The organism is Frondihabitans sp. OV104, assembly GCF_057787745.1.
On record NZ_CM173541.1, the window covers coordinates 1,022,607 to 1,040,646 of the forward strand.

Annotated in this window: 17 protein-coding genes and 1 tRNA gene; 5 read left to right on the forward strand and 13 right to left on the reverse strand. The window is 69.5% G+C overall.

All coding sequences use genetic code 11. The features are described 5' to 3' along the window. Positions 1-6: 6 nt before the first annotated feature. From AC3CBB_RS04835 to AC3CBB_RS04875, 9 genes are all read right to left on the reverse strand, one after another. Complete coding sequence (locus AC3CBB_RS04835) at positions 7-2,505, reverse strand: DEAD/DEAH box helicase (protein ID WP_123504476.1); 2,499 nt, start codon at positions 2,503-2,505, stop codon at positions 7-9. A 25-nt stretch (positions 2,506-2,530) separates the two neighbouring features. Next, positions 2,531-3,286 carry a twin-arginine translocase subunit TatC gene (gene tatC / locus AC3CBB_RS04840; protein ID WP_123504477.1) on the reverse strand — a complete coding sequence of 252 codons (756 nt, stop codon included), beginning with the start codon at positions 3,284-3,286 and terminating at the stop codon, positions 2,531-2,533. Positions 3,287-3,385: 99 nt separating this feature from the next. Beyond that, entirely contained in the window at positions 3,386-3,643 is a 258-nt protein-coding gene (locus AC3CBB_RS04845; protein ID WP_123504478.1) for a twin-arginine translocase TatA/TatE family subunit, read from the reverse strand. A 33-nt stretch (positions 3,644-3,676) separates the two neighbouring features. After that, the gene (locus AC3CBB_RS04850) at positions 3,677-4,684 is read right to left on the reverse strand and encodes a helix-turn-helix transcriptional regulator (protein WP_123504479.1); all 1,008 of its coding nucleotides are present in this window, start codon (positions 4,682-4,684) and stop codon (positions 3,677-3,679) included. Continuing rightward, complete coding sequence (locus tag AC3CBB_RS04855) at positions 4,677-5,696, reverse strand: helix-turn-helix transcriptional regulator (RefSeq protein ID WP_123504480.1); 1,020 nt, start codon at positions 5,694-5,696, stop codon at positions 4,677-4,679. The genes AC3CBB_RS04850 and AC3CBB_RS04855 overlap by 8 nt, the downstream gene beginning before the upstream one ends. 57 nt (positions 5,697-5,753) lie before the next feature. Next, a complete protein-coding gene (locus tag AC3CBB_RS04860; protein ID WP_123504481.1) occupies positions 5,754-6,677 on the reverse strand; it encodes an FKBP-type peptidyl-prolyl cis-trans isomerase in 924 nt (307 codons plus the stop codon). A gap of 69 nt (positions 6,678-6,746) precedes the next feature. Further along, on the reverse strand, positions 6,747-7,742 hold the full coding sequence (locus AC3CBB_RS04865; RefSeq protein WP_123504482.1) for an FKBP-type peptidyl-prolyl cis-trans isomerase: 996 nt from the start codon (positions 7,740-7,742) through the stop codon (positions 6,747-6,749). Further along, positions 7,739-8,785: a tRNA (adenine-N1)-methyltransferase gene (locus AC3CBB_RS04870; RefSeq protein WP_488626202.1), complete on the reverse strand. Its 1,047-nt coding sequence runs from the start codon at positions 8,783-8,785 to the stop codon at positions 7,739-7,741. The genes AC3CBB_RS04865 and AC3CBB_RS04870 overlap by 4 nt, the downstream gene beginning before the upstream one ends. Beyond that, positions 8,782-9,480 (reverse strand): HAD family hydrolase, encoded by a 699-nt coding sequence (locus AC3CBB_RS04875; protein WP_488626203.1) that lies wholly within the window; start codon positions 9,478-9,480, stop codon positions 8,782-8,784. The genes AC3CBB_RS04870 and AC3CBB_RS04875 overlap by 4 nt, the downstream gene beginning before the upstream one ends. Positions 9,481-9,640: 160 nt before the next feature. Here AC3CBB_RS04875 and AC3CBB_RS04880 point away from each other — a divergent pair, with 160 nt between their 5' ends. Further along, a complete protein-coding gene (locus AC3CBB_RS04880) occupies positions 9,641-10,492 on the forward strand; it encodes a proteasome assembly chaperone family protein (RefSeq protein ID WP_233579749.1) in 852 nt (283 codons plus the stop codon). Between the two features lie 3 nt (positions 10,493-10,495). Here the strand turns inward: AC3CBB_RS04880 and AC3CBB_RS04885 are convergent, their stop codons facing one another. Genes AC3CBB_RS04885 through AC3CBB_RS04900 form a run of 4 tightly spaced genes read right to left on the reverse strand, consistent with a single transcriptional unit; the run spans position 10,496 to position 14,513 of the window. Further along, a complete protein-coding gene (locus tag AC3CBB_RS04885; RefSeq protein ID WP_123504485.1) occupies positions 10,496-11,068 on the reverse strand; it encodes a P-loop NTPase family protein in 573 nt (190 codons plus the stop codon). 23 nt (positions 11,069-11,091) lie between these two features. Then, positions 11,092-12,330, reverse strand: coding sequence for a cysteine--1-D-myo-inosityl 2-amino-2-deoxy-alpha-D-glucopyranoside ligase (gene mshC, locus AC3CBB_RS04890; RefSeq protein ID WP_488626204.1), 1,239 nt, complete (start codon positions 12,328-12,330; stop codon positions 11,092-11,094). Beyond that, on the reverse strand, positions 12,330-13,169 hold the full coding sequence (locus AC3CBB_RS04895; RefSeq protein ID WP_488626205.1) for an undecaprenyl-diphosphate phosphatase: 840 nt from the start codon (positions 13,167-13,169) through the stop codon (positions 12,330-12,332). Before AC3CBB_RS04895 ends, mshC begins: the two co-directional genes overlap by 1 nt. Positions 13,170-13,202: 33 nt before the next feature. After that, positions 13,203-14,513 carry a M20/M25/M40 family metallo-hydrolase gene (locus tag AC3CBB_RS04900; protein WP_488626206.1) on the reverse strand — a complete coding sequence of 437 codons (1,311 nt, stop codon included), beginning with the start codon at positions 14,511-14,513 and terminating at the stop codon, positions 13,203-13,205. A gap of 95 nt (positions 14,514-14,608) precedes the next feature. Between AC3CBB_RS04900 and AC3CBB_RS04905 the strand changes: the two genes are divergently transcribed. From AC3CBB_RS04905 to AC3CBB_RS04920, 4 genes are all read left to right on the forward strand, one after another. After that, positions 14,609-14,693: transfer RNA gene (locus tag AC3CBB_RS04905), tRNA-Leu, on the forward strand. Positions 14,694-14,936: 243 nt separating this feature from the next. Beyond that, positions 14,937-15,914 carry an aldo/keto reductase gene (locus AC3CBB_RS04910; RefSeq protein ID WP_488626207.1) on the forward strand — a complete coding sequence of 326 codons (978 nt, stop codon included), beginning with the start codon at positions 14,937-14,939 and terminating at the stop codon, positions 15,912-15,914. 87 nt (positions 15,915-16,001) lie between these two features. Continuing rightward, positions 16,002-16,244, forward strand: a complete 243-nt coding sequence (locus tag AC3CBB_RS04915) for a hypothetical protein (RefSeq protein WP_148061114.1) — start codon at positions 16,002-16,004, stop codon at positions 16,242-16,244. 107 nt (positions 16,245-16,351) lie between these two features. Next, on the forward strand, positions 16,352-17,689 hold the full coding sequence (locus tag AC3CBB_RS04920; protein WP_488626208.1) for an NAD(P)/FAD-dependent oxidoreductase: 1,338 nt from the start codon (positions 16,352-16,354) through the stop codon (positions 17,687-17,689). Positions 17,690-18,040 lie beyond the last annotated feature (351 nt).

An 18,040-nucleotide genomic window follows, 5' to 3' on the forward strand; every position in this document is an offset into this window, starting at 1 on the left:
AGCGCCCTAGACCGTGCTGTAAGAGACGATGCCCCGGCGCACTGCGTCGAGCGCCTTGCGGGCCGTCGCGCCCACGGGCGGGTCGGCCACCATCGAGAGCTGGTCGAGCAGGTCAATCGTCTGCTTGGTCCAGCGCACGAAGTCGCCCGCCGCGAGCTCGGCATCGTCGAGCACGGTGTCGAGGTCGGCGCCGCGCGCCCACTTCTGCATCGCCAGGGCGATGCCGGGCGACGGCTGCGACGTGCCGGGCAGCCGGTGCGACTGCTCCAGGTCGTCGAGCTCCGACCAGATGGTCTGTGTGCGGTCGAGCGCCGTGCGGTACTCCCCGCGCGGCAGGAAGCGGTCGCCCAGCATCCCCTCGTCTCGTCGCGGCTCGTACACGAGAGTGGCGGCCATCGCTGCGAGCTGAGGCACGTCGAGCTGGTTCCAGACGCCACGGCGCAGGCACTCGGCGACGAGGAGGTCGCGATCGCCGTAGATGCGGCGCAGGGTGCGCCCCGGCGCCGCGACCTCGACCTCGGTCGTGCGGGAGACGCTCGACGAGTCGCCCTGGGCCGAGCCGTCGGGCGGGATCAGGTAGCCGAGGTCGAGGAGCACGTCGGTGACGCGGTCGAAGATCTTCGCGACGGCTCCGGTGCGACCGCGAATCTGCGCTGAGAGCTGATCCGTCTGCTTCTTCAGCTTGTACCAGCGCTCGGCCCAGCGTGCGTGCTGCTCTCGCTCGGGGCAGGCGTGGCAGGGGTGCGAGCGCATCTGCCGACGCAGCGACGTGATCTTCTGCTGTCGGCGGTCGCGTTCTCCGCGGCTCTGCGTCTCGGCGCGAGACGCCCCCTGCTTCTCCAGGTCGGCGATCTCCTGGCGGATGATCATGAACTCGCCGAAGTCGCCGAGGTGACACTGCATCGAGTTCGCGTAGCCGTCGAGCGACTGCTGCTGCGAGCGGACCTTGCGGGCGAGGTCGACGACGGCGCGGTCGGCCTGGAACTGCGCGAAGGAGGTCTCGAGCACCTCGCGCGTGCGCGAGCGCCCGAACCGCTCGATCAGGTTGACCGCCATGTTGTAGGTGGGTCGGAAGCTCGAGTTGAGCGGGTAGGTGCGGCGGGAGGCGAGTGCGGCGACCGCCTGCGGGTCGAGCCCCTGCGCCCACTGGATCACCGAGTGGCCCTCGATGTCGATACCGCGACGACCGGCACGACCGGTCAGCTGGGTGTACTCCCCCGGCGTGATCGGCACGCGCGACTCGCCGTTGTACTTCTCGAGCTTCTCCAGCACGACGCTCCGCGCCGGCATGTTGATGCCGAGGGCGAGCGTCTCGGTGGCGAAGACGACCTTGACGAGCTTCTTCTGGAAGAGCTCCTCGACGACCTCCTTGAACGCGGGCAGGAGACCGGCGTGGTGCGCGGCGACACCCCGCTCGAGCCCTTCGAGCCACTCGTAGTAGCCGAGCACGGCGAGGTCCTCGTCGCGGAGGGTGCGGCAGTGCTCGTCGACGATCTGCCGGATCTCGTCGCGGTCGGCCGCGGAGGTCAGTCGGATGCCGGAGCGGAGCACCTGGCGCACCGCCTGGTCGCAGCCGACGCGGCTGAAGACGAAGAAGATGGCCGGCAGCAGGTTCTTGCCATCGAGCAGCTCGACGATCCGCCAGCGGTCCATGCGGCCGAAGTTCTGCGGGCCGCTCGGGCCGGGACGCGCGGAGTCTCGGCCGCGGTAGCCGTGGGATCCCGAGCCCGGTCGCCCGCCACGGCCGCCGGCGCGGACGTTCAGCGACGCCGCGCGGACGAGCTCCGGGTTGACCCGGTTGGTGGCGGCCTTGCCGCTGGAGTCGAACAGGTCGAGGTACTTGCTGCCGACGAGCACGTGCTGCTGGAGGGGCACGGGGCGCTCCTCGGAGACGATGACGTCGGTGTCGCCGCGGACGGCCATCAGCCAGTCGCCGAACTCCTCGGCGTTCGACACGGTGGCGCTCAGCGACACCATGCGCACGTCGAGCGGGAGGTGGATGATGACCTCCTCCCAGACGGCACCGCGGAAGCGGTCGCCCAGGAAGTGGACCTCGTCGAGCACGACCCAGCGGAGATCCTCGAGCAGGTCGGAGCCCGCGTAGAGCATGTTACGCAGCACCTCGGTCGTCATCACGACGATGCGGGCACGCGAGTTGACGTTGGTGTCGCCGGTCAGCAGGCCTACCTCGGAGGCGCCGTACTCGGCGACGAGCTCCTGGTACTTCTGATTGCTGAGCGCCTTCATCGGCGCCGTGTAGAAGACCTTGTGGTGGGGATCCTGCATCGCGAGATGGATCGCGAACTCCGCCACCAGGGTCTTGCCCGCACCGGTGGGAGCGGCGACGAGGACGCTGCGGCCTTCCTCGACGACCTCGCAGGCCGCGATCTGGAAGGGGTCGAGGCCGAAGCCCAGTCTCGAGCGGAACGCCTGGAGCTGGGGGGTCTTGGAACGGTTGCGCGACGCTGCGAAGCGCTCGGCAGGAGACGGATCGCTGCTGGTCACGCGGTCGAGTCTATGCGCGCGGGGCTCAGGCGCCCGCGAGCTCTGCGTCGAGCGCCGCGACTCGGCGTGCGGCCCGGAGGTCGTGCACGTAGGTCACACCGCAGGCGGCGAGGAACAGCAGGATCATCGGAACCGCCAGCAGCAGCATCGAGATGACGTCGGCGGCAGGGGTGACGATCGCGGTGAACAGGACGATCAGGATGATGGCCACGCGCCAGCTCTTGATGATCGACTTGTGCGAGATGACGCCGACGAAGTTGAGCAGCACGAGGAACACCGGCAGCACGAAGGCGACGCCGACGGCGAGCACGAGCTTCAGGACGAAGTCGTAGTAGGTCTTGGCGTCGATGATCGACGAGTCGTCTTGCGAGATGAAGCTCGTCATCACCTGCACGATGTGCGGAAGCACGAAGAAGCCGGCGCAGCAGCCCGCGAGGAACAGCGGGATGGCTGCCCCGAGGAACCCGAGCGCGTAGATCTTCTCCTTGCGCACCAGGGCCGGGACGATGAACGCCCAGATCTGGTACAGCCACACCGGGCTCGAGATGATGATGCCCACGGTGATGGTGATCGTGAGCTTCAGGTCGAAGGCGCCAGTGATGTTGCCGAAGTTGAGCGACGCGAGACGGTGGCCGTCGCCAGCGATGGTCTCGACGGGCGCTCTGAGAATATCGAGGACGTACTCGGAGAGGAACCATCCGGCGATGGAGCCGAGCGCGATGGCGACGGCCGCGAAGAAGAGCCGCTTGCGCAACTCCAGGAAGTGCTGCCCGAGGGACATCCGCCCCTCGGCGCTCTTCGAGGAGCCCGCACCGCGGCGCTTCGCCGCAGGCCCGTCCAGACCTGGCCCGCCCCCAGGAACTGAGGTCGCGGCCACGCGCTACTGCTTCGGCGGGAGGTCGGTCGACGTCGTCGTGGTCGGGTGGACCGTCGTGTCGTTGACCGTGCCGGCCGACGGAGCTGCACTGCTCGTGTCGGTGGGCTTGTTGTCGTGGTTGGGAGCGATCTCGGTGCGGAAGATCTTCATCGACTGGGCGATGCTCTTCGCGAGACCCGGCAGCTTCGGCGCACCGAAGAGGAGGAGCAGGATCACGAGGATGATCAGAAGGTGGGGCCATCCAAAGGCGTTACCGAACATGGTAGTTGCCTCCTTGCAAGTTCGTAGGGGTGGCTAGTCTAACCCGCCGTCGACCGAAAAGAGCTCATCCTCGCCATACCTGTGACTTGCTCGTGAGACCCAGTCGGAGACCGCGTCGCGAGCGGAGGCCGGGGCGATGACCACCGGACGCCCGGGCAGGCCGGAGATGAGCCGGGCGAGGGATCCGAACTGGTTGACCCGCAGGTGCAGGCGGGTGCGGGATGTTCCTGCGCCCTCGATGTCGTCGGGAGCGTAGTCGGCGAGGAACGAGGACGCCGCGGTGTCGATCTCGACCGTCACGACCACGTCGTCGGGTGATCCCTCGAACAGCTTCTCGGGCAGAACGACATCGGACGCCGTGAACGAGATCGGCTGGTCGGACACCGCCGGCGCGGCGATGCGGTCGAGTCGGAAGGTGCGGACGGCCTCGCGCAGGTGGTCGTAGCCGCGGAGGTACCAGTCGGCGTCGAGCGACTCGACGCGCAGGGGGTCGACGCGGCGGCGCTCGACCTGGCCGCGGACTCCGGCGTAGTCGAACTCCAGCTGCACGCCCGCCTCGACGGCGCGCTCGACCAGCGCGAGGAGGTCGTTCGTCGGGGCGTTCTCGACGGCGACCTGGCTCGGCGCGCTCGACGCCCCGCGAGACAGCTTCGACATCAGGGTGGCGATGGCGGCGCGGTCGGCGTTCTCAGGCAGCGACGAGAGGTACTGCAGGCCGGCGATCATGGCGGCGGCCTCGCGCGCCGAGAAGCGCGGCGAGTCGTCGATGGCGACCATGTTGGTCAGAACGATGACGCCGTTCTGCTCGAAGTCGTCCCAGGCGATGTCGAAGAGGTCGCCGTGCTGGTATTGGGTGGTCTCGCCGGGAATCCCTGAGACGGCTATCAGCTCGACGGCGCGCTTGATCTGCGCGACCGGCACCTTGAAGTGGGCGGCGGCCTCGGCGATGCTGACGCTCCCCCTGTCCATCAGGTAGGGCACCAGCGACAGCAGGAACGCCAGCTTGTCTTGCGCCTGGAGCGCGGGGGCGCGTTCAGCCACGGGAGGCCTCCGAGTCAGCGGTGCCGCGATGGTCGGCGACGAGGGCGGCGAGGCGCGCGACGACCAGCGCTCGGATCTCGGGCGGCGAGACGGCCTCGACCTCGGGGCCGAACGACGCGAGCTCGTCCGCGAGGAGGTGGCGGTCCGACCAGTGCACGGTGAGCGCGCCGTCGAGCCGGCGCACGGTGCCGCGGCGCTTGAGCAGGCGCGTCTCGGCATCGGATGCCGGGTCGGCGCGCACCACGGCGATCTGGGCCTCCCACAGCGCCTCCAGGTCGGCGAGGGCGCGCTCGGCGGTCGCGTCGGGGGGCACGGTCGCCGTTTCGGCGGTCACTGCGACCGGGCTGACGATGCGCGAGAGCAGGAACGTCCGCCACCCGTCGGTCTCCGGGTCGATGGCGGAGCACAGCCACCGCCCCTGGAACTGCACGAGCGCGTAGGGCACGACGCGGCGTGCGCGAGGAGCGTCGTCGCCGGGCTTGAGGTAGTCGAAGCGCACGACGAGTCGGCGGTCGAGCGCGGTCTGCAGCGGCTCGAAGGCGGCGTCGCGGGAGCGGATGCGGGGCGCGTAGTCGAGCTCGGGAACCGGCGCCGTGCCGCCGAGGCTGCGGAGCTTGAGGAGAGCGCGGCGCGACTCCCCCGAGAGCGTGCCCTCGCGCCAGACCATCGCCGCCAGGGTCAGAAGAGCTGTCTCTTCGGACGAGAACGCGATGTCGTCCGGCAGCTCGTAGGCACCGCGAGGGATCCGGTAGCGGAGGTTCTGGTTGTTGCCGGTGTCTCCGGGCTCCTCGATGGTCTCGAGGGGCACGCCGAGCTCGCGGATGTCGTCTTTGTCGCGTTCGAACTGGCGCTCGAGGGCGGCGTTGTCACCCTGCGTCCAGCGCTGGCGGTAGCCCTGGACAGTGGAGAGGATCTCGGTCTTCGTGAGTCCGGTCTCGGTCGCGAGCAGGGCGAGGACGAGGCTGAAGAGCCTCTCTTCGACGGGGACGCGCGGAGCGCGGGAAGCGGGCACGACGACGATCCTAGATCAGTCGGGTGCCGCGACGAGCGCGAGGCGTGCGGGTGCGGATCAGAGGGCGCCGAGCACGTCGAACACGTACACGTAGGTGCTCGCGGTGGTCGCTCCCTTGGCCGGCGGTACGACGACCATGACCTGGGAGCCGACCGGCTGGCCGATCAGAGCCGAGCGGACGGAGGCGGCGATCTGGCTGGAGCCGAGGTCGACCGTGGTGGCCGCGCCGGTGTCGGTCCAGGTGGAGCCCTGCACCGTCGGGGTCGAGGCCCAGTCGACGGCGGTGTACTGCACGATCGCGGTGTCGCTCTTGGTGAGGACGTGGCCCGAGCCCTTGCGGATCAGCTGGACCTTCTCGGTGGTCGGCGCCGCGACGTCGGGGATGCTGATGCCGGGAGCGCCGTTCGCCGCGGTGACGACGGCGGGCATGTTGTTGACGCCGCGCACGAGCCGGCCGTCGGCCTTGGGGAGGAACGCCTTCACGATGTCGACGACGGCGATGTACGCCGGGCCCGACTTGTCGGTCTTCTTGGCGGTGGTCGAGGTGAGCTCGCTTGCCTTGACGGCGACAGCGACGCGCGAGCCGACGGTCGAGCAGACGAGCGCGTCGGCGATGGGGCCGCCGCTGGTAGCGCCGACGGTGAGGGGAGCAGTCGGCGTGCCATAGGAGCTCGACGAGACGACGTCGCCGGTGGCGCCGCTGTAGATCGTGTACTTGATGAGCACGGGCGTGCCGTCGGTGATGACCTGGCCGTGGCCCGCGACGAGAGTCGACACCTCGGTCTGCTTCGTGTTGATCGGCGTCGGGATCGACACCGAGGTCGGCTTCTTGCCGACCGTGCCGCTGGCCGAGACGACGCTGGAGGCGTCACCCGAGGCCGGGGTGGTGCACCCGGCAGAGCCGGGAGCGGTGCTCGTGGAGCAGGCGGTCAACGTCGCCAGGAGTCCGGCCGTAACGATCAGCGCGGGGATCTTGCGCACGAGTCCTCAATTCCTTTGTACGAGCAAACGCCGACCAGCCTACTGGGTCTTGCCATGGCCCTCGGTCGCTCAGGACACCTTGCCGAGGAGGTCCACGACGAAGACCAGGGTCGAGTTCGCCGGGATCTCGCCGTTGGCCTTCGAGCCGTAGCCGTCGCCCGGCGGGACGACCAGGAGCACCTGGCTGCCGATGGTCTTGCCGGCGAGGCCGGTCACCCAGCCGTCGATCAGCTGACCCGAGGTGAGGCTGCCCACGAAGGCCTGGCCCTTGGTCCACGACGAGTCGAACACCTTGCCGTTCTTGTAGAGCACGCCGGTGTACTGCATCATCACCTGGTCGCCCTCCTTGACCTTCGCGCCGGAGCCGGTGATGAGGTCCTGCGAGACGAGCTTGGTCGGCGCCGTGACGTCCTTCGGGATGGTGATCGTCGGGGCGCCGTTCTTGGCGAGCTTCACGGTCGGGAGGTCGGCCTGGGGAGCGACGGCTTTGCCGGTCGCCCTGGCGGGGAACGCCTTCAGGATGTCGGCGACGAACACGATGCTGTCGGTCGCGCCGACCCCGCTGCTCTCGATCCCCTGGCCGTTGGTCGATTCCTGCGCGGTCCCGGTGACGGCGATGCGGTCGCCCACGTGCGAGCAGACGAAGCCCTCGCTGAGCGCCGTCAGGCTGTCGGCCTTGCCGGCCATGAGGTAGGTGCCGGCCGACGTGTAGTCGGTCGAGAACGAGGCGATCTTCTTGCCGGTGTCGCCGTCGTACGAGGTGACCTGGAAGATCACGGGCTGCCCCGACTTCACCAGCGAGCCGTCGCCCTTGACGACGGTCGTCTTCTCGGTCTTCTTCGCGCTGAGGCCCTTGTCGAAGGTCACCTTCGGGGCGGAGCCGGTCTTGCCGGTCACCTTCACGGAGTCCGAGACGCTGCCCGACGCGGTGCCTCCGGAGCAGCTCGCCTGCGGATCGCTGGTCGAGCTGCACCCGGCGAGCGAGAGCGTGAGCAGGGCGCCGATGGCACCCGCGACGGCAAGCGTCTTCGTGATGGTCTGCTTCTTCATGAGGGACTGGGTCACTGGAGGGTCTCTTCCGTCTGATCCTGCGGGAGCGTGGTGGTGATGTCGGCGCCGGCGATCGCCTTGGCGGCGTCCGACTGAGCCTGCCTGGCGGTCTTGCGAAGCTTCTTCGAGGTGGCCGAGCGCTCACCGAGTGCGCCGGGCGTCCACAGCTCGACGTCCTCCTCGCTGAAGTCCGACTTCGACGCGCGTCTCTTGAGCTGCGGGAGCACAGCGCCCGGGGCGAGCCGTCGCGCCGTCATCAGGAATCCGGTGTGCGCGATCATGCGGTGGTCGGGGCGCACGGCCAGGCCCTCCACGTGCCAGCCCCGCACGAGCGTCTCGGACGAGTCGGGCTCGGTGAAGCCGCCGTAGTGGCGGAACGCCTCCGCGGTGCGCGAGAGCTGCGTCACGGTGGCGACATAGCAGACGACCAGCCCGCCGGACTTGAGGGCGGTGGCGACGGCGTCGACGTTCTCCCACGGGGCGAGCATGTCGAGCACGACGCGGTCGGCCTCGCCCTCCCCCACGACTCCGGGCAGCTCGTCGGCGAGGTCGCCGACGGTGACCGTCCAGTTGTCGGGCTCGGCGCCCAGGAAGGAGGTGACGTTGCCGCGCGCGACGTCGGCGAACTCGTCGCGGCGCTCGAACGAGGCGAGGCGGCCGGTCGGGCCGATGGCGCGCAGCAGCGACAGCGACAGGGCTCCTGAGCCCACGCCCGCCTCGACGACCGTCGCGCCCGGGAAGATGTCCGAGAACGTCACGATCATCGCGGCGTCCTTCGGGTAGACGATCGCAGCGCCGCGGGGCATCGACATGACGAAGTCGGCCAGAAGCGGTCGCAGCGCCAGGTACTCGTCTCCGGTCGAGGCGATCAGCACCGATCCGTCCGGCTTGCCGACCACGTCGTCATGGCGGATGATGCCGCGGTGCGTGTGGAACTCGCCTCCGGGCGTGAGCGCGATGGTGTGCATGCGGGCCTTGGGCCCCGTCAGCTGCACCTTGTCGCCCCACAAGAAGGGTCCGGACTGTCGGCGCTGTGCCTGCGGCGATTCGGCGCTCATGCGGCGGCCTCGGCCTTCTTCTTCTGGCGCAGGAACTGCGCGAGGTCGTCGAGGGTCACGCCCGCGAGCGTGCTCCGGTGCTGGAACTCCCCGTCGCGCGGGAGCGGCGCGTGGTGCTCGACGCCGAGCGTCGCCGCGCCAGCGGCCACCGCCGAGGCGACGCCCGTCGGGCTGTCCTCGATGGCGACGCAGAGGTCGATGTCGACTCCGAGCCGCCCCGCCGCGAGCAGGTAGGGCTCGGGGTGCGGCTTGGCGTTCTCGACCATGTCGCCGGCGACGACGAGGTCGAACCCCTGGAACTCGATGTTCGAGGCGATCTCCTCCGCCATGCGGCGGAACGACATGGTGACGAGCGCCGTCTTGATTCCGGCGTCGCGGATCTCGCGGAGCAGCTCGCGCGCGCCGGGACGCCACGGGAGGTGGGCGCGGATGCCGACGAGCACGTCGTCCGTCATGCGGTCGATGATCTCCTGGCCGGTGAGGTCGACGCCGTGGTCCTGGAGCACCTTCGCGGAGTGCCAGAGGCCCGAGCCGATCAGGGAGTCGCCGTCGGCGCGGGTCCACGACCCGCCGTGCTCGGCGACCAGGCGCACCTGCGACTGCTGCCAGTACGGCTCGGTGTCGACGAGGGTGCCGTCCATGTCCCAGAGGACGGCCGAGGGCAGCAGAGCGTCGGCGGAAGTCGTTTCGGTCACGACGCCCGAGTCTAGGCCAGGCGGTCGACGGCCACCCGCCGCCGCACGCGGCGAGCGGCCGGGGAGGCTATCGTTGATGGCTAGTGCGCGGCCCGGCCGGGGTGGCGCACCGCAAAGGAGTCAGGTGTCGTCAACGTCACGTTTTGCCGGGGGTCGGCTCATGGTCGTCGCTTTCGAGGGGTGGAACGACGCGGGTGAGGCGGCGAGCAACGTCGCCCGCTCCCTCGTCGAGACCCTCGAGCTGACGACTCTCGCCGAGCTCGACGGCGAGGCCTACATCGACTTCCAGTTCAACCGGCCCATGGCCGCGCGCGACGAAGACGGCAACTCCACGCTCGTGTGGCCGCGGATCCTGCTTCATGGCCCGGCATCGGCCGCCTCGCCCGTCGAAGGGGCCGACGACAGCCTCTTCGTGCTGCTCGGAGCCGAGCCCTCGCGCAGCTGGCGCAGCTTCGCCGCCGAGATCGTCGACCTCGTCGACGTTCACGACATCGCCGGCGTCGTCTTCCTCGGTGCCATGCTCGCCGACGTGCCGCACACCCGACCCATCTCGCTCTACGTCGGCAGCGAGAACCCCGACGTCCGCGCCGAGCTGCTGGTCGAGCGCTCCACCTACGAGGGCCCGGTCGGCATCCTGTCGGTGCTGTCGCAGTCGATCGAGGCCGCCGGCGTCCCCACCGTGTCGATCTGGGCGAGCGTGCCCCACTACGTGCACAACGCGCCCTCCCCGAAGGCGTCGCTCGCGATCCTCGAGAAGGTGGAGGAGATCACCGGCGTCGAGGTGCCTCGCGGCGACCTCGTCGAAGAGGCCGCGGCCTGGGAGAGCGGCATCGACGCGCTCGCCGCCGACGACGAGGACATGGCGGGCTACATCGAGCAGCTCGAGCAGGCGCGCGACACCGTCGACTCCCCCGAGGCGAGCGGCGAGGCCATCGCCCAGGAGTTCGAGCGGTACCTGCGCAAGCGCGACGGCAAGTCCGGCGACGACCCCTGGCGTCCGCCGGCGGCCTAGCCGTCAGCCGAGGGCGTCGGCCCGGTGCGTGCCGGCGGCGAAGACGAACTGCTCGACGTCGCGGGGAGACCGAAGGCGCACGACCTGCAGGTGCGGGTGCTCTCGCGCGGCCCGCGTGCAGTCGCGAGCGGGATCGCGGCGCGTGCGGATGGACCAGCGGATGATGTTGTCGCGGTCGGTGAAGAACGTCGACAGCGGGCCCTCGACGTTGCCGCTCCAGAGGCGCTTCCGCGTGACCCGGCGCGTGACAGTCCGCCAGACGACACGGCGCAGCACGGTGCGGAACGGCAGGTCGAGCCAGACCAGGGTGTCGGCGCGCTCCGCGAGCAGCGGGCGCACGACGTGGTACTGCCACTCGCTCACCCAGGCAGGCTCGCTCGTGAGGCGCTCGACGTCGGCCTCGAACGTCGGCAGGGCGGTCCAGTCCGGGCCGTGATAGAGCGAGTCGATCTCGGTGTAGGGCAGCTGCAGGATCCGCGACAGCCGTCGTGCGAGCGTCGACTTTCCGGCGCCGGCCACGCCGGCGATCAGGACTCGGCGGGGCGGATGCGGCAGAGCGTCGAGCGGCCCCAGCATTCGTCCAGCCGGCGTTCCGGAGCTCACGACCGCAGGTCGATGCCGAGCAGCGCGTCGACGGCATCGACGTCGACAGAGGTCGGCACAGCGCCCGAGCGGGCTGCGGCCTCGACCGCGGCGATCGCGGACGGGGTGTCGAGGTCGTCCGACAGGGCCGCACGCAGTGCGGTCAGGAGCTCAGTGGCCTCGTCGCCGGGAACCGCCGTGGTCGCCCACTCCGACCAGTGCGTGATGCGCGCGATGGCGGCGAACACGTCGTCGTCGAACCACTCCCAGTCGCTGCGGTAGTGGTGCGACAGCAGCGCGAGGCGGATGGCGCGCGGATCGACGCCCTCGGTGACCAGCTCCGACACCTTAACCAGGTTGCCGAGTGACTTCGACATCTTCTCGCCCTGGTAGGCGACCATGCCGGTGTGCGCGTAGTGCGACGCGAACGTGTCGCCGGTGAGCGCCGTGCCGTGGCCGGCGCTCATCTCGTGGTGCGGGAAGATCAGGTCGCTGCCGCCGCCGTTGACCGAGATCGGCAGGCCCAGGTGGTCGTGAGCGATGACGGAGCACTCGATGTGCCAGCCCGGTCGACCGTCGCCCACGGCGCTCGGCCACGACGGCTCTCCGTCGCGCGCGGAACGCCAGAGCAGGGGGTCGAGCACGTTGCGCTTGCCGGGGCGGTCGGGGTCTCCCCCGCGCTCGGTGAAGTACTGGAGCATCGTGTCGGCGTCGAGGCGGCTCTCGATGCCGAGGTGCCACGAGGTGTCGGCCGCCGCTCGGTCGACGTCGAAGTAGAGGTCGTCGCCGGCCTCCGAGTCGGCGGTGTCGACCGGGTACGCGAAGCCCGTCGCCAGAAGCTGCGCGGCGGCGTCTCCGATGGCCTCGACGACGTCGGTCACGGCGATGTAGTGGTCGGGCGGGATCACGCGGAGGTGCTCCATGTCGGAGCGGAAGAGGTCGGTCTGCGAGTCGGCCAGCTCGCGCCAGTCGACGCCGGTGTCGTTCGCCCGCTCGAGCAGCGGGTCGTCGACGTCGGTGGTGTTCTGCGCGTAGGCGACCTCGATGCCGGCGTCGCGCCAGACGCGGCCGAGCGTGTCGAACGCGAGGTACGTCGACGCGTGGCCGAGGTGGGTCGCGTCGTAGGGGGTGATGCCGCAGACGTACAGGCGGCCGCCGTCGGTGGGGTGCGCGCCGCCGGTGGCGGTGTCGTAGAGGGTGGGCGGCGTTCCTGCGCCCGGAAGCCCGGGAAGCACCGGGAAGCTCCAGGAGCGCATCAGCCGATGACTCCGATGCCGAGGAGCGCGAACAGCACGACGCCGAGCACGATGCGGTAGACGACGAACGGCAGGAAGCTGCGCTTGGAGATGTAGTTCATGAAGAACGCGATGACCACGAAGCCGACGACGAACGAGACGACCGTCGCGGCCAGCGTGTCGCCCCACGAGTACGGGTTGGGCGCGTGATCGTGGAACGACTGGTAGACCTCGAACAGCCCCGAGCCGAAGACGGCCGGGATCGCCAGCAGGAACGAGAACCGGGCGGCGGCGGGCCGCGAGTACCCGAGTGCCAGACCCGCCGACGTGGTCGCTCCGGAGCGCGAGACGCCGGGAACGAGCGCGAGCACCTGGGCGATGCCGATGGCGATGCCGTGGCCCCACTTCATCTCTTCGAACCGGGCCGTCTTCTTGCCGAGGATGTCGGCGGCCGCGAGGACGAGGCCGAACACGATCAGCACCGTCGCGAGGAGCCAGAGCGAGCGGAACTCGTTCGCGATGAACTTCTGCGTCAGCACGCCGACGACGACGATCGGGAAGGTGCCGATGATCACGAGCCAGCCCATGCGGACGTCGGGGTCGCCGCGGTCGACCCGGCCGAACAGCGACCGGAACCACTTGCCGACGATCCGCGTGACGTCCTTCCAGAAGTAGATGAGGACGGCGAGCTCGGTGCCGAGCTGGATGATCGCGGTGAAGGCGGCGCCCGGGTCGAACTCCTTGCCGGCGTGCGGGAAGAAGAGCGCGACGAGGCGGATGTGACCGCTCGACGAGATCGGGAGGAACTCGGTGAGGCCCTGGACGAGGCCGAGCAGGAGCGCCTGAAGGAAGTGTTCCACGTGCTGGGAAAGCCTCTCGGTACTAGGTGAGGATCAGTAGGTGGCGAGGAGGTCGCGGAGCACCCGACTGCCAAAGGTTAGCGCCTCGAGCGGCACCCTCTCGTCGACGCCGTGGAACATCGCCGGGAAGTCCATCTCTTCCGGGAGGCGCAGCGGTGCGAAGCCGTAGCCCTTGATGCCGAGCAGGCTGAGCGCCTTGTTGTCGGTGCCTCCCGAGAGGAGGTAGGGCAGCACGGGCGCACCCGGGTCGTGCCTGTCGAGGGTCGATTTGATCGACTCAACGAGCGGCCCGCCGAACTCGGTCTCGAGGCCGATGTCGGTGTGGATGGTCTCGATCTCGATGTCGTCGCCGATCAGCTCGCGCACCTGGGCGAGCACCTTCTGCTCGTCACCCGGCATGCAGCGGATGTCGACGAGCGCCTCGGCGGTGTCGGGGATCACGTTGTGCTTGTAGCCGGCCTGCAGCACGGTCGGGTTCGTCGTGACGCGCAGGCTTCCCTTGATGAAGCCGGACGCCGTGCCGGTCTTCAGCACCAGCTCGTCGGGGGCGATCTGCTCGGGGTCGACGCCCAGGATGCGCGAGACCTCGCGGAGCAGGCCCGTCGTCGTGTCGGTCAGCTCGACCGGCCACTCCTGGCGGCCGAGAACCGTCACGGCCTCGGCGAGGCGGGTGACGGCGTTGTCTCTGATCATCTGCGACCCGTGGCCGGCCGTGCCGCGCGCGATGAGCTTGATCCAGATCAGGGCCTTCTCGCCGGTCTGAAGCAGGTAGGCGCGCTTGCCGTCGATGAACGTCGAGTACCCCCCGACCTCGCTGATCGCCTCGCCCATGCCGTCGAACAGCTCGGGGTGGTTCTTCACCAGGAAGTGCGACCCGAGCACTCCCCCGGCCTCCTCGTCGGCCAGGAAGCCGAGCACGAGGTTGCGCTCCGGCTGCTGGCCCGAGCGCAGCAGGTCGCCGACGCTGGTGAGCATCATCGCGTCCATGTTCTTCATGTCGACGGCGCCGCGCCCCCAGAGCATGCCGTCTCTCACCTCGCCGCCGAACGGGTCGACAGACCAGTTCGCAGGATCCGCGGGCACCACGTCGAGGTGACCGTGCACGACGAGCCCCGGCTTCGTCTGGTCACGCCCCGGCACCTTCGCCAGCACGCTGTGGCGGCCGGGCTCCGACTCGAACATCAGCGGGGTGAGGCCGAGCTCCTCGAGCTTGGCGGCGACGTACTCGGCCGCGTCGGTCTCGCCGTTGGAGCGGCCGCCGCCGTAGTTGGTGGTGTCGAAGCGGATGAGGTCGCGCGCGATGGCGGCGGTCTCGTCGAGGTCGGTCTGCTCGTGCGAGGTCATGCGTCCACGGTACCGGGCGGAGGGTGTCAGACCGGCCCTCGAACTCGTGCTAATGTCTTCGAGGCGGTTAGGCCGCAGCAGTGAGACACACACTCGTCCGGGTGGCGGAAATGGCAGACGCGCTAGCTTGAGGTGCTAGTGCCCGTATAGGGCGTGGGGGTTCAAGTCCCCCCTCGGACACGAACGAATAGAAGGCCTCCGCCCCCGTAGGGCAGGGGCCTTCTTCGTTCGTCGTGCCTGCTTGTCGCGCTTCGCGCGACGTCGCTCCGCTGGGGCCCTCCGGGCGGGCCTTCGGGGGTGGGTGTCGCCGGGCGTCGCTGCGCTCCGCCCGAGCTTGCGGGCCGCGGGTCGGCAGGTACTCGGGAGGGGGGAGAGCCGCGAGTAGGGTCGGTCGTGAACGACACCCGTCTCGAAAGGCTTCTCATGGAATACGTCCGTCTCGGCTCCTCCGGCCTGCAGGTCTCCGCGGTCACCCTCGGCATGATGAGCTACGGCGACCCGGCCCGCGGCGGGCACGAGTGGAGCCTGCCCGAGGAGGAGAGCCGCCCCTTCATCCAGCAGGCGCTCGAAGCCGGCATCACGACCTTCGACACCGCCAACGTCTACAGCGACGGCTCGAGCGAGGAGATCACGGGCCGCGCGCTCGCCGATTTCGCCGCTCGCGACGAGGTCGTCATCGCGACCAAGCTGAACGGCCGCATGCGAAAGGGCCCGAACGGCGCCGGCCTCTCGCGCCTCGCCGTCATGACCGAGGTCGACAACTCTCTGCGCCGCCTCGGCACCGACTACATCGACCTCTACCAGATCCACCGCTTCGACCCCGAGACGCCGGTCGAGGAGACCATGGAGGCGCTCCACGACGTCGTCAAGGCGGGCAAGGTCCGCTACCTCGGCGCGTCGTCGATGTGGGCGTGGCAGTTCGCGCAGATGCAGTACACCGCCGACCTCGGCGGCTGGACGCGCTTCGTCTCGATGCAGGACCAGTACAACCTGATCCAGCGCGAGGAGGAGCGCGAGATGCACCCGTTCTGCCTCAATCAGGGCGTGGGCGTGCTGCCCTGGAGCCCGCTCGCGCGCGGCAGGCTGACGCGCGACTGGGACGCCACGACGGCCCGCAGCGAGACCGACCTCTTCGGCCAGACCCTCTACCGCCAGCGCGAGGACGGCGACCGGGCCATCGCCGACGCAGTCACCGCGGTCGCCGAGGCGCGGGGGATCTCGCGGGCGCAGGTCGCCCTCGCCTGGGTGCGCCAGCAGGACGCCGTGTCGTCGCCGATCTTCGGCGCCACGAAGCCCGAGCACCTCGCCGACGCGGTCGCCTCCGTCGACGTGTGGCTGACCGACGACGAGCTCGACCAGCTCGAGGCCCCCTACGTCACGCGCGACCCCGAGGGCTTCTAGGCGAGGGGTGCCATCGCCGCCACGCGAGGAGCATGATGGGGCCACGGTGAGCGGCGACGGCGCCCTCCCCCGACGAACGGAATCACGATGAGCGACGAACGACACGACGATCAGGCCGCCGAAGAGCGCGAGGCGGCCGCGGAGGCCCCGCTGAACGGCGGTTCGCACTCCGAGGCGGGCTCGTACACGTCGACCAAGGAAGGCGGCGTCGACTACGACGGCGCCTTCACCGACAGCGACATCCCGGCTGAGGGCGTGAAGCCCGGCGAGACCGAGGTCGACAAGGCCGGCTTCGAGGGAAGCTACACCGAGAGCGACGGCGTCGAGTAGACCGGATCGGTCGAGCGCGGACGGAAGGCGGGCACCCCGAGTTCCTGCGGGGTGATTTTCTGTCGCGCGTGGCGAACGACTGCCCGACCGGGAGTAGCGTCGGTGTCATGACAACACGAATCGTTATTCTGGGTGGTGGTTCGGCGGGTCTCCAGACCGCTCTGACTCTGCAGAAGAAACGCCCCCCGCAGAGCGCGAGCATCACGGTCATCGACCCGAGCCCGTACATGACCTACCAGCCGTTCCTCCCGGAGGTCGTCGGCGGGCACATCGACCCGAGAGACGTGACGGTTCCGCTTCGAAAGACGCTGCGCCGCTCCAAGTTCGTCCAGGGCGCCATGTCGGCGATCGACACCGACGCGAAGACGGTCACCGTCGATCTCGCCGACGGTCGCACGACCGAGGTCGGCTACGACCACCTCGTCGTCGCGATGGGCGCCGTGACCCGCACCTTCCCGACCCCCGGCCTCGCCGAGAACGCCGTCGGCTTCAAGAGCGTTGAAGAGGCGTCGTACGTGCGAGCCCGGGTGCTCGGCAACATCGAGAAGGCGGCGGCTTCGACCGACCCCGCCGAGCGCGCCAAGCTGCTCACCGTCGTCTTCGTCGGTGGCGGCTACACCGGCGTCGAGGCGATGGGCGAGCTGCTCGACACCGCCAACGCGGCCGTCGACGGCTATCCCGTGCTCTCGCGCCACGAGCTGCGCTTCGTTCTGGTCGAGGCTCTCGACCGCGTCGCCCCCGAGGTCGGCCCCGAGCTGTCGAAATGGACCCTCGGCGCTCTCCGTGCCCGCGGCATCGACATCCGCCTCCAGACGACCATGCCGTCGTGCGAGAACGGCGACTGCGTGCTGAGCGACGGCGAGACCGTCCCCGCCGGCACGATCGTCTGGACCGCCGGCGTCAAGCCGAACCCCGTCCTCGACAAGACCAGCCTGCCGCGCGGCCCGAAGGGCCACGTGAACGCGAACGCGAAGCTCGAGGTCGTGACGGACGACGGCAAGCGCATCGACGGCGTCTGGGCGCTCGGCGACAACGCGCAGGTCCCCGACCTGACGGCCGCCAAGCAGCCGGCCTACTACCCGCCGAACGCGCAGAACGCCGTCCGGCAGGCAGTCACGGTCGCTGACAACATCCTGGCGTCGATGGCCGGTGGACCTCTCGCCGAGTACCGACACGAGTCGGTCGGCACGGTCGCCAGCTACGGCATCGGCAAGGGCGCGGCCCTGATCCAGGGCGTGCACCTCAAGAACCTGCTCGCGTGGCTCGCCCACCGCGGCTATCACCTGCTGGCCATGCCCACCCTCACCCGCAAGTGGCGCATCCTCACCGGGTGGGTGACCGAGATCGTCGGCGGCCGCGACGAGACAACCCTCGAGAACCTGGACGACCCGCGTGCGAACTTCGTCGCGCTTGCCGCTCCGGCGTCGAAGGGCGCCAAGAAGTAGCGCAGACCCACCCTGAGAGCGAGGCCTTCCGAGGCCTCGCTCTCGTGCGTTGACCGGCGAGCAGGGTTGCCGGCGGGTGAATGCGGCGTAAACGACCTCGGAGGCAGAGTTCACCCGTTTGAGCCTGGGCAGCACTTCCGGGGTACAAACGGTGCGGTCATTCGGGGGGACCACGATTCGGGGTCTCCGCGAGCCGAACGGCAACTGTTGTCGATTGTGCAGCCTTCCATCGGTAGGCGAATGTGGTCGATCCCCATGTATCCGGGCGACTCGCCGTCGCCTCCTTGCGAGCGGATAGACTATCCGATTGTCTCGGAGGACCACGTCGGCCGACCCGAACGACGCATTTTG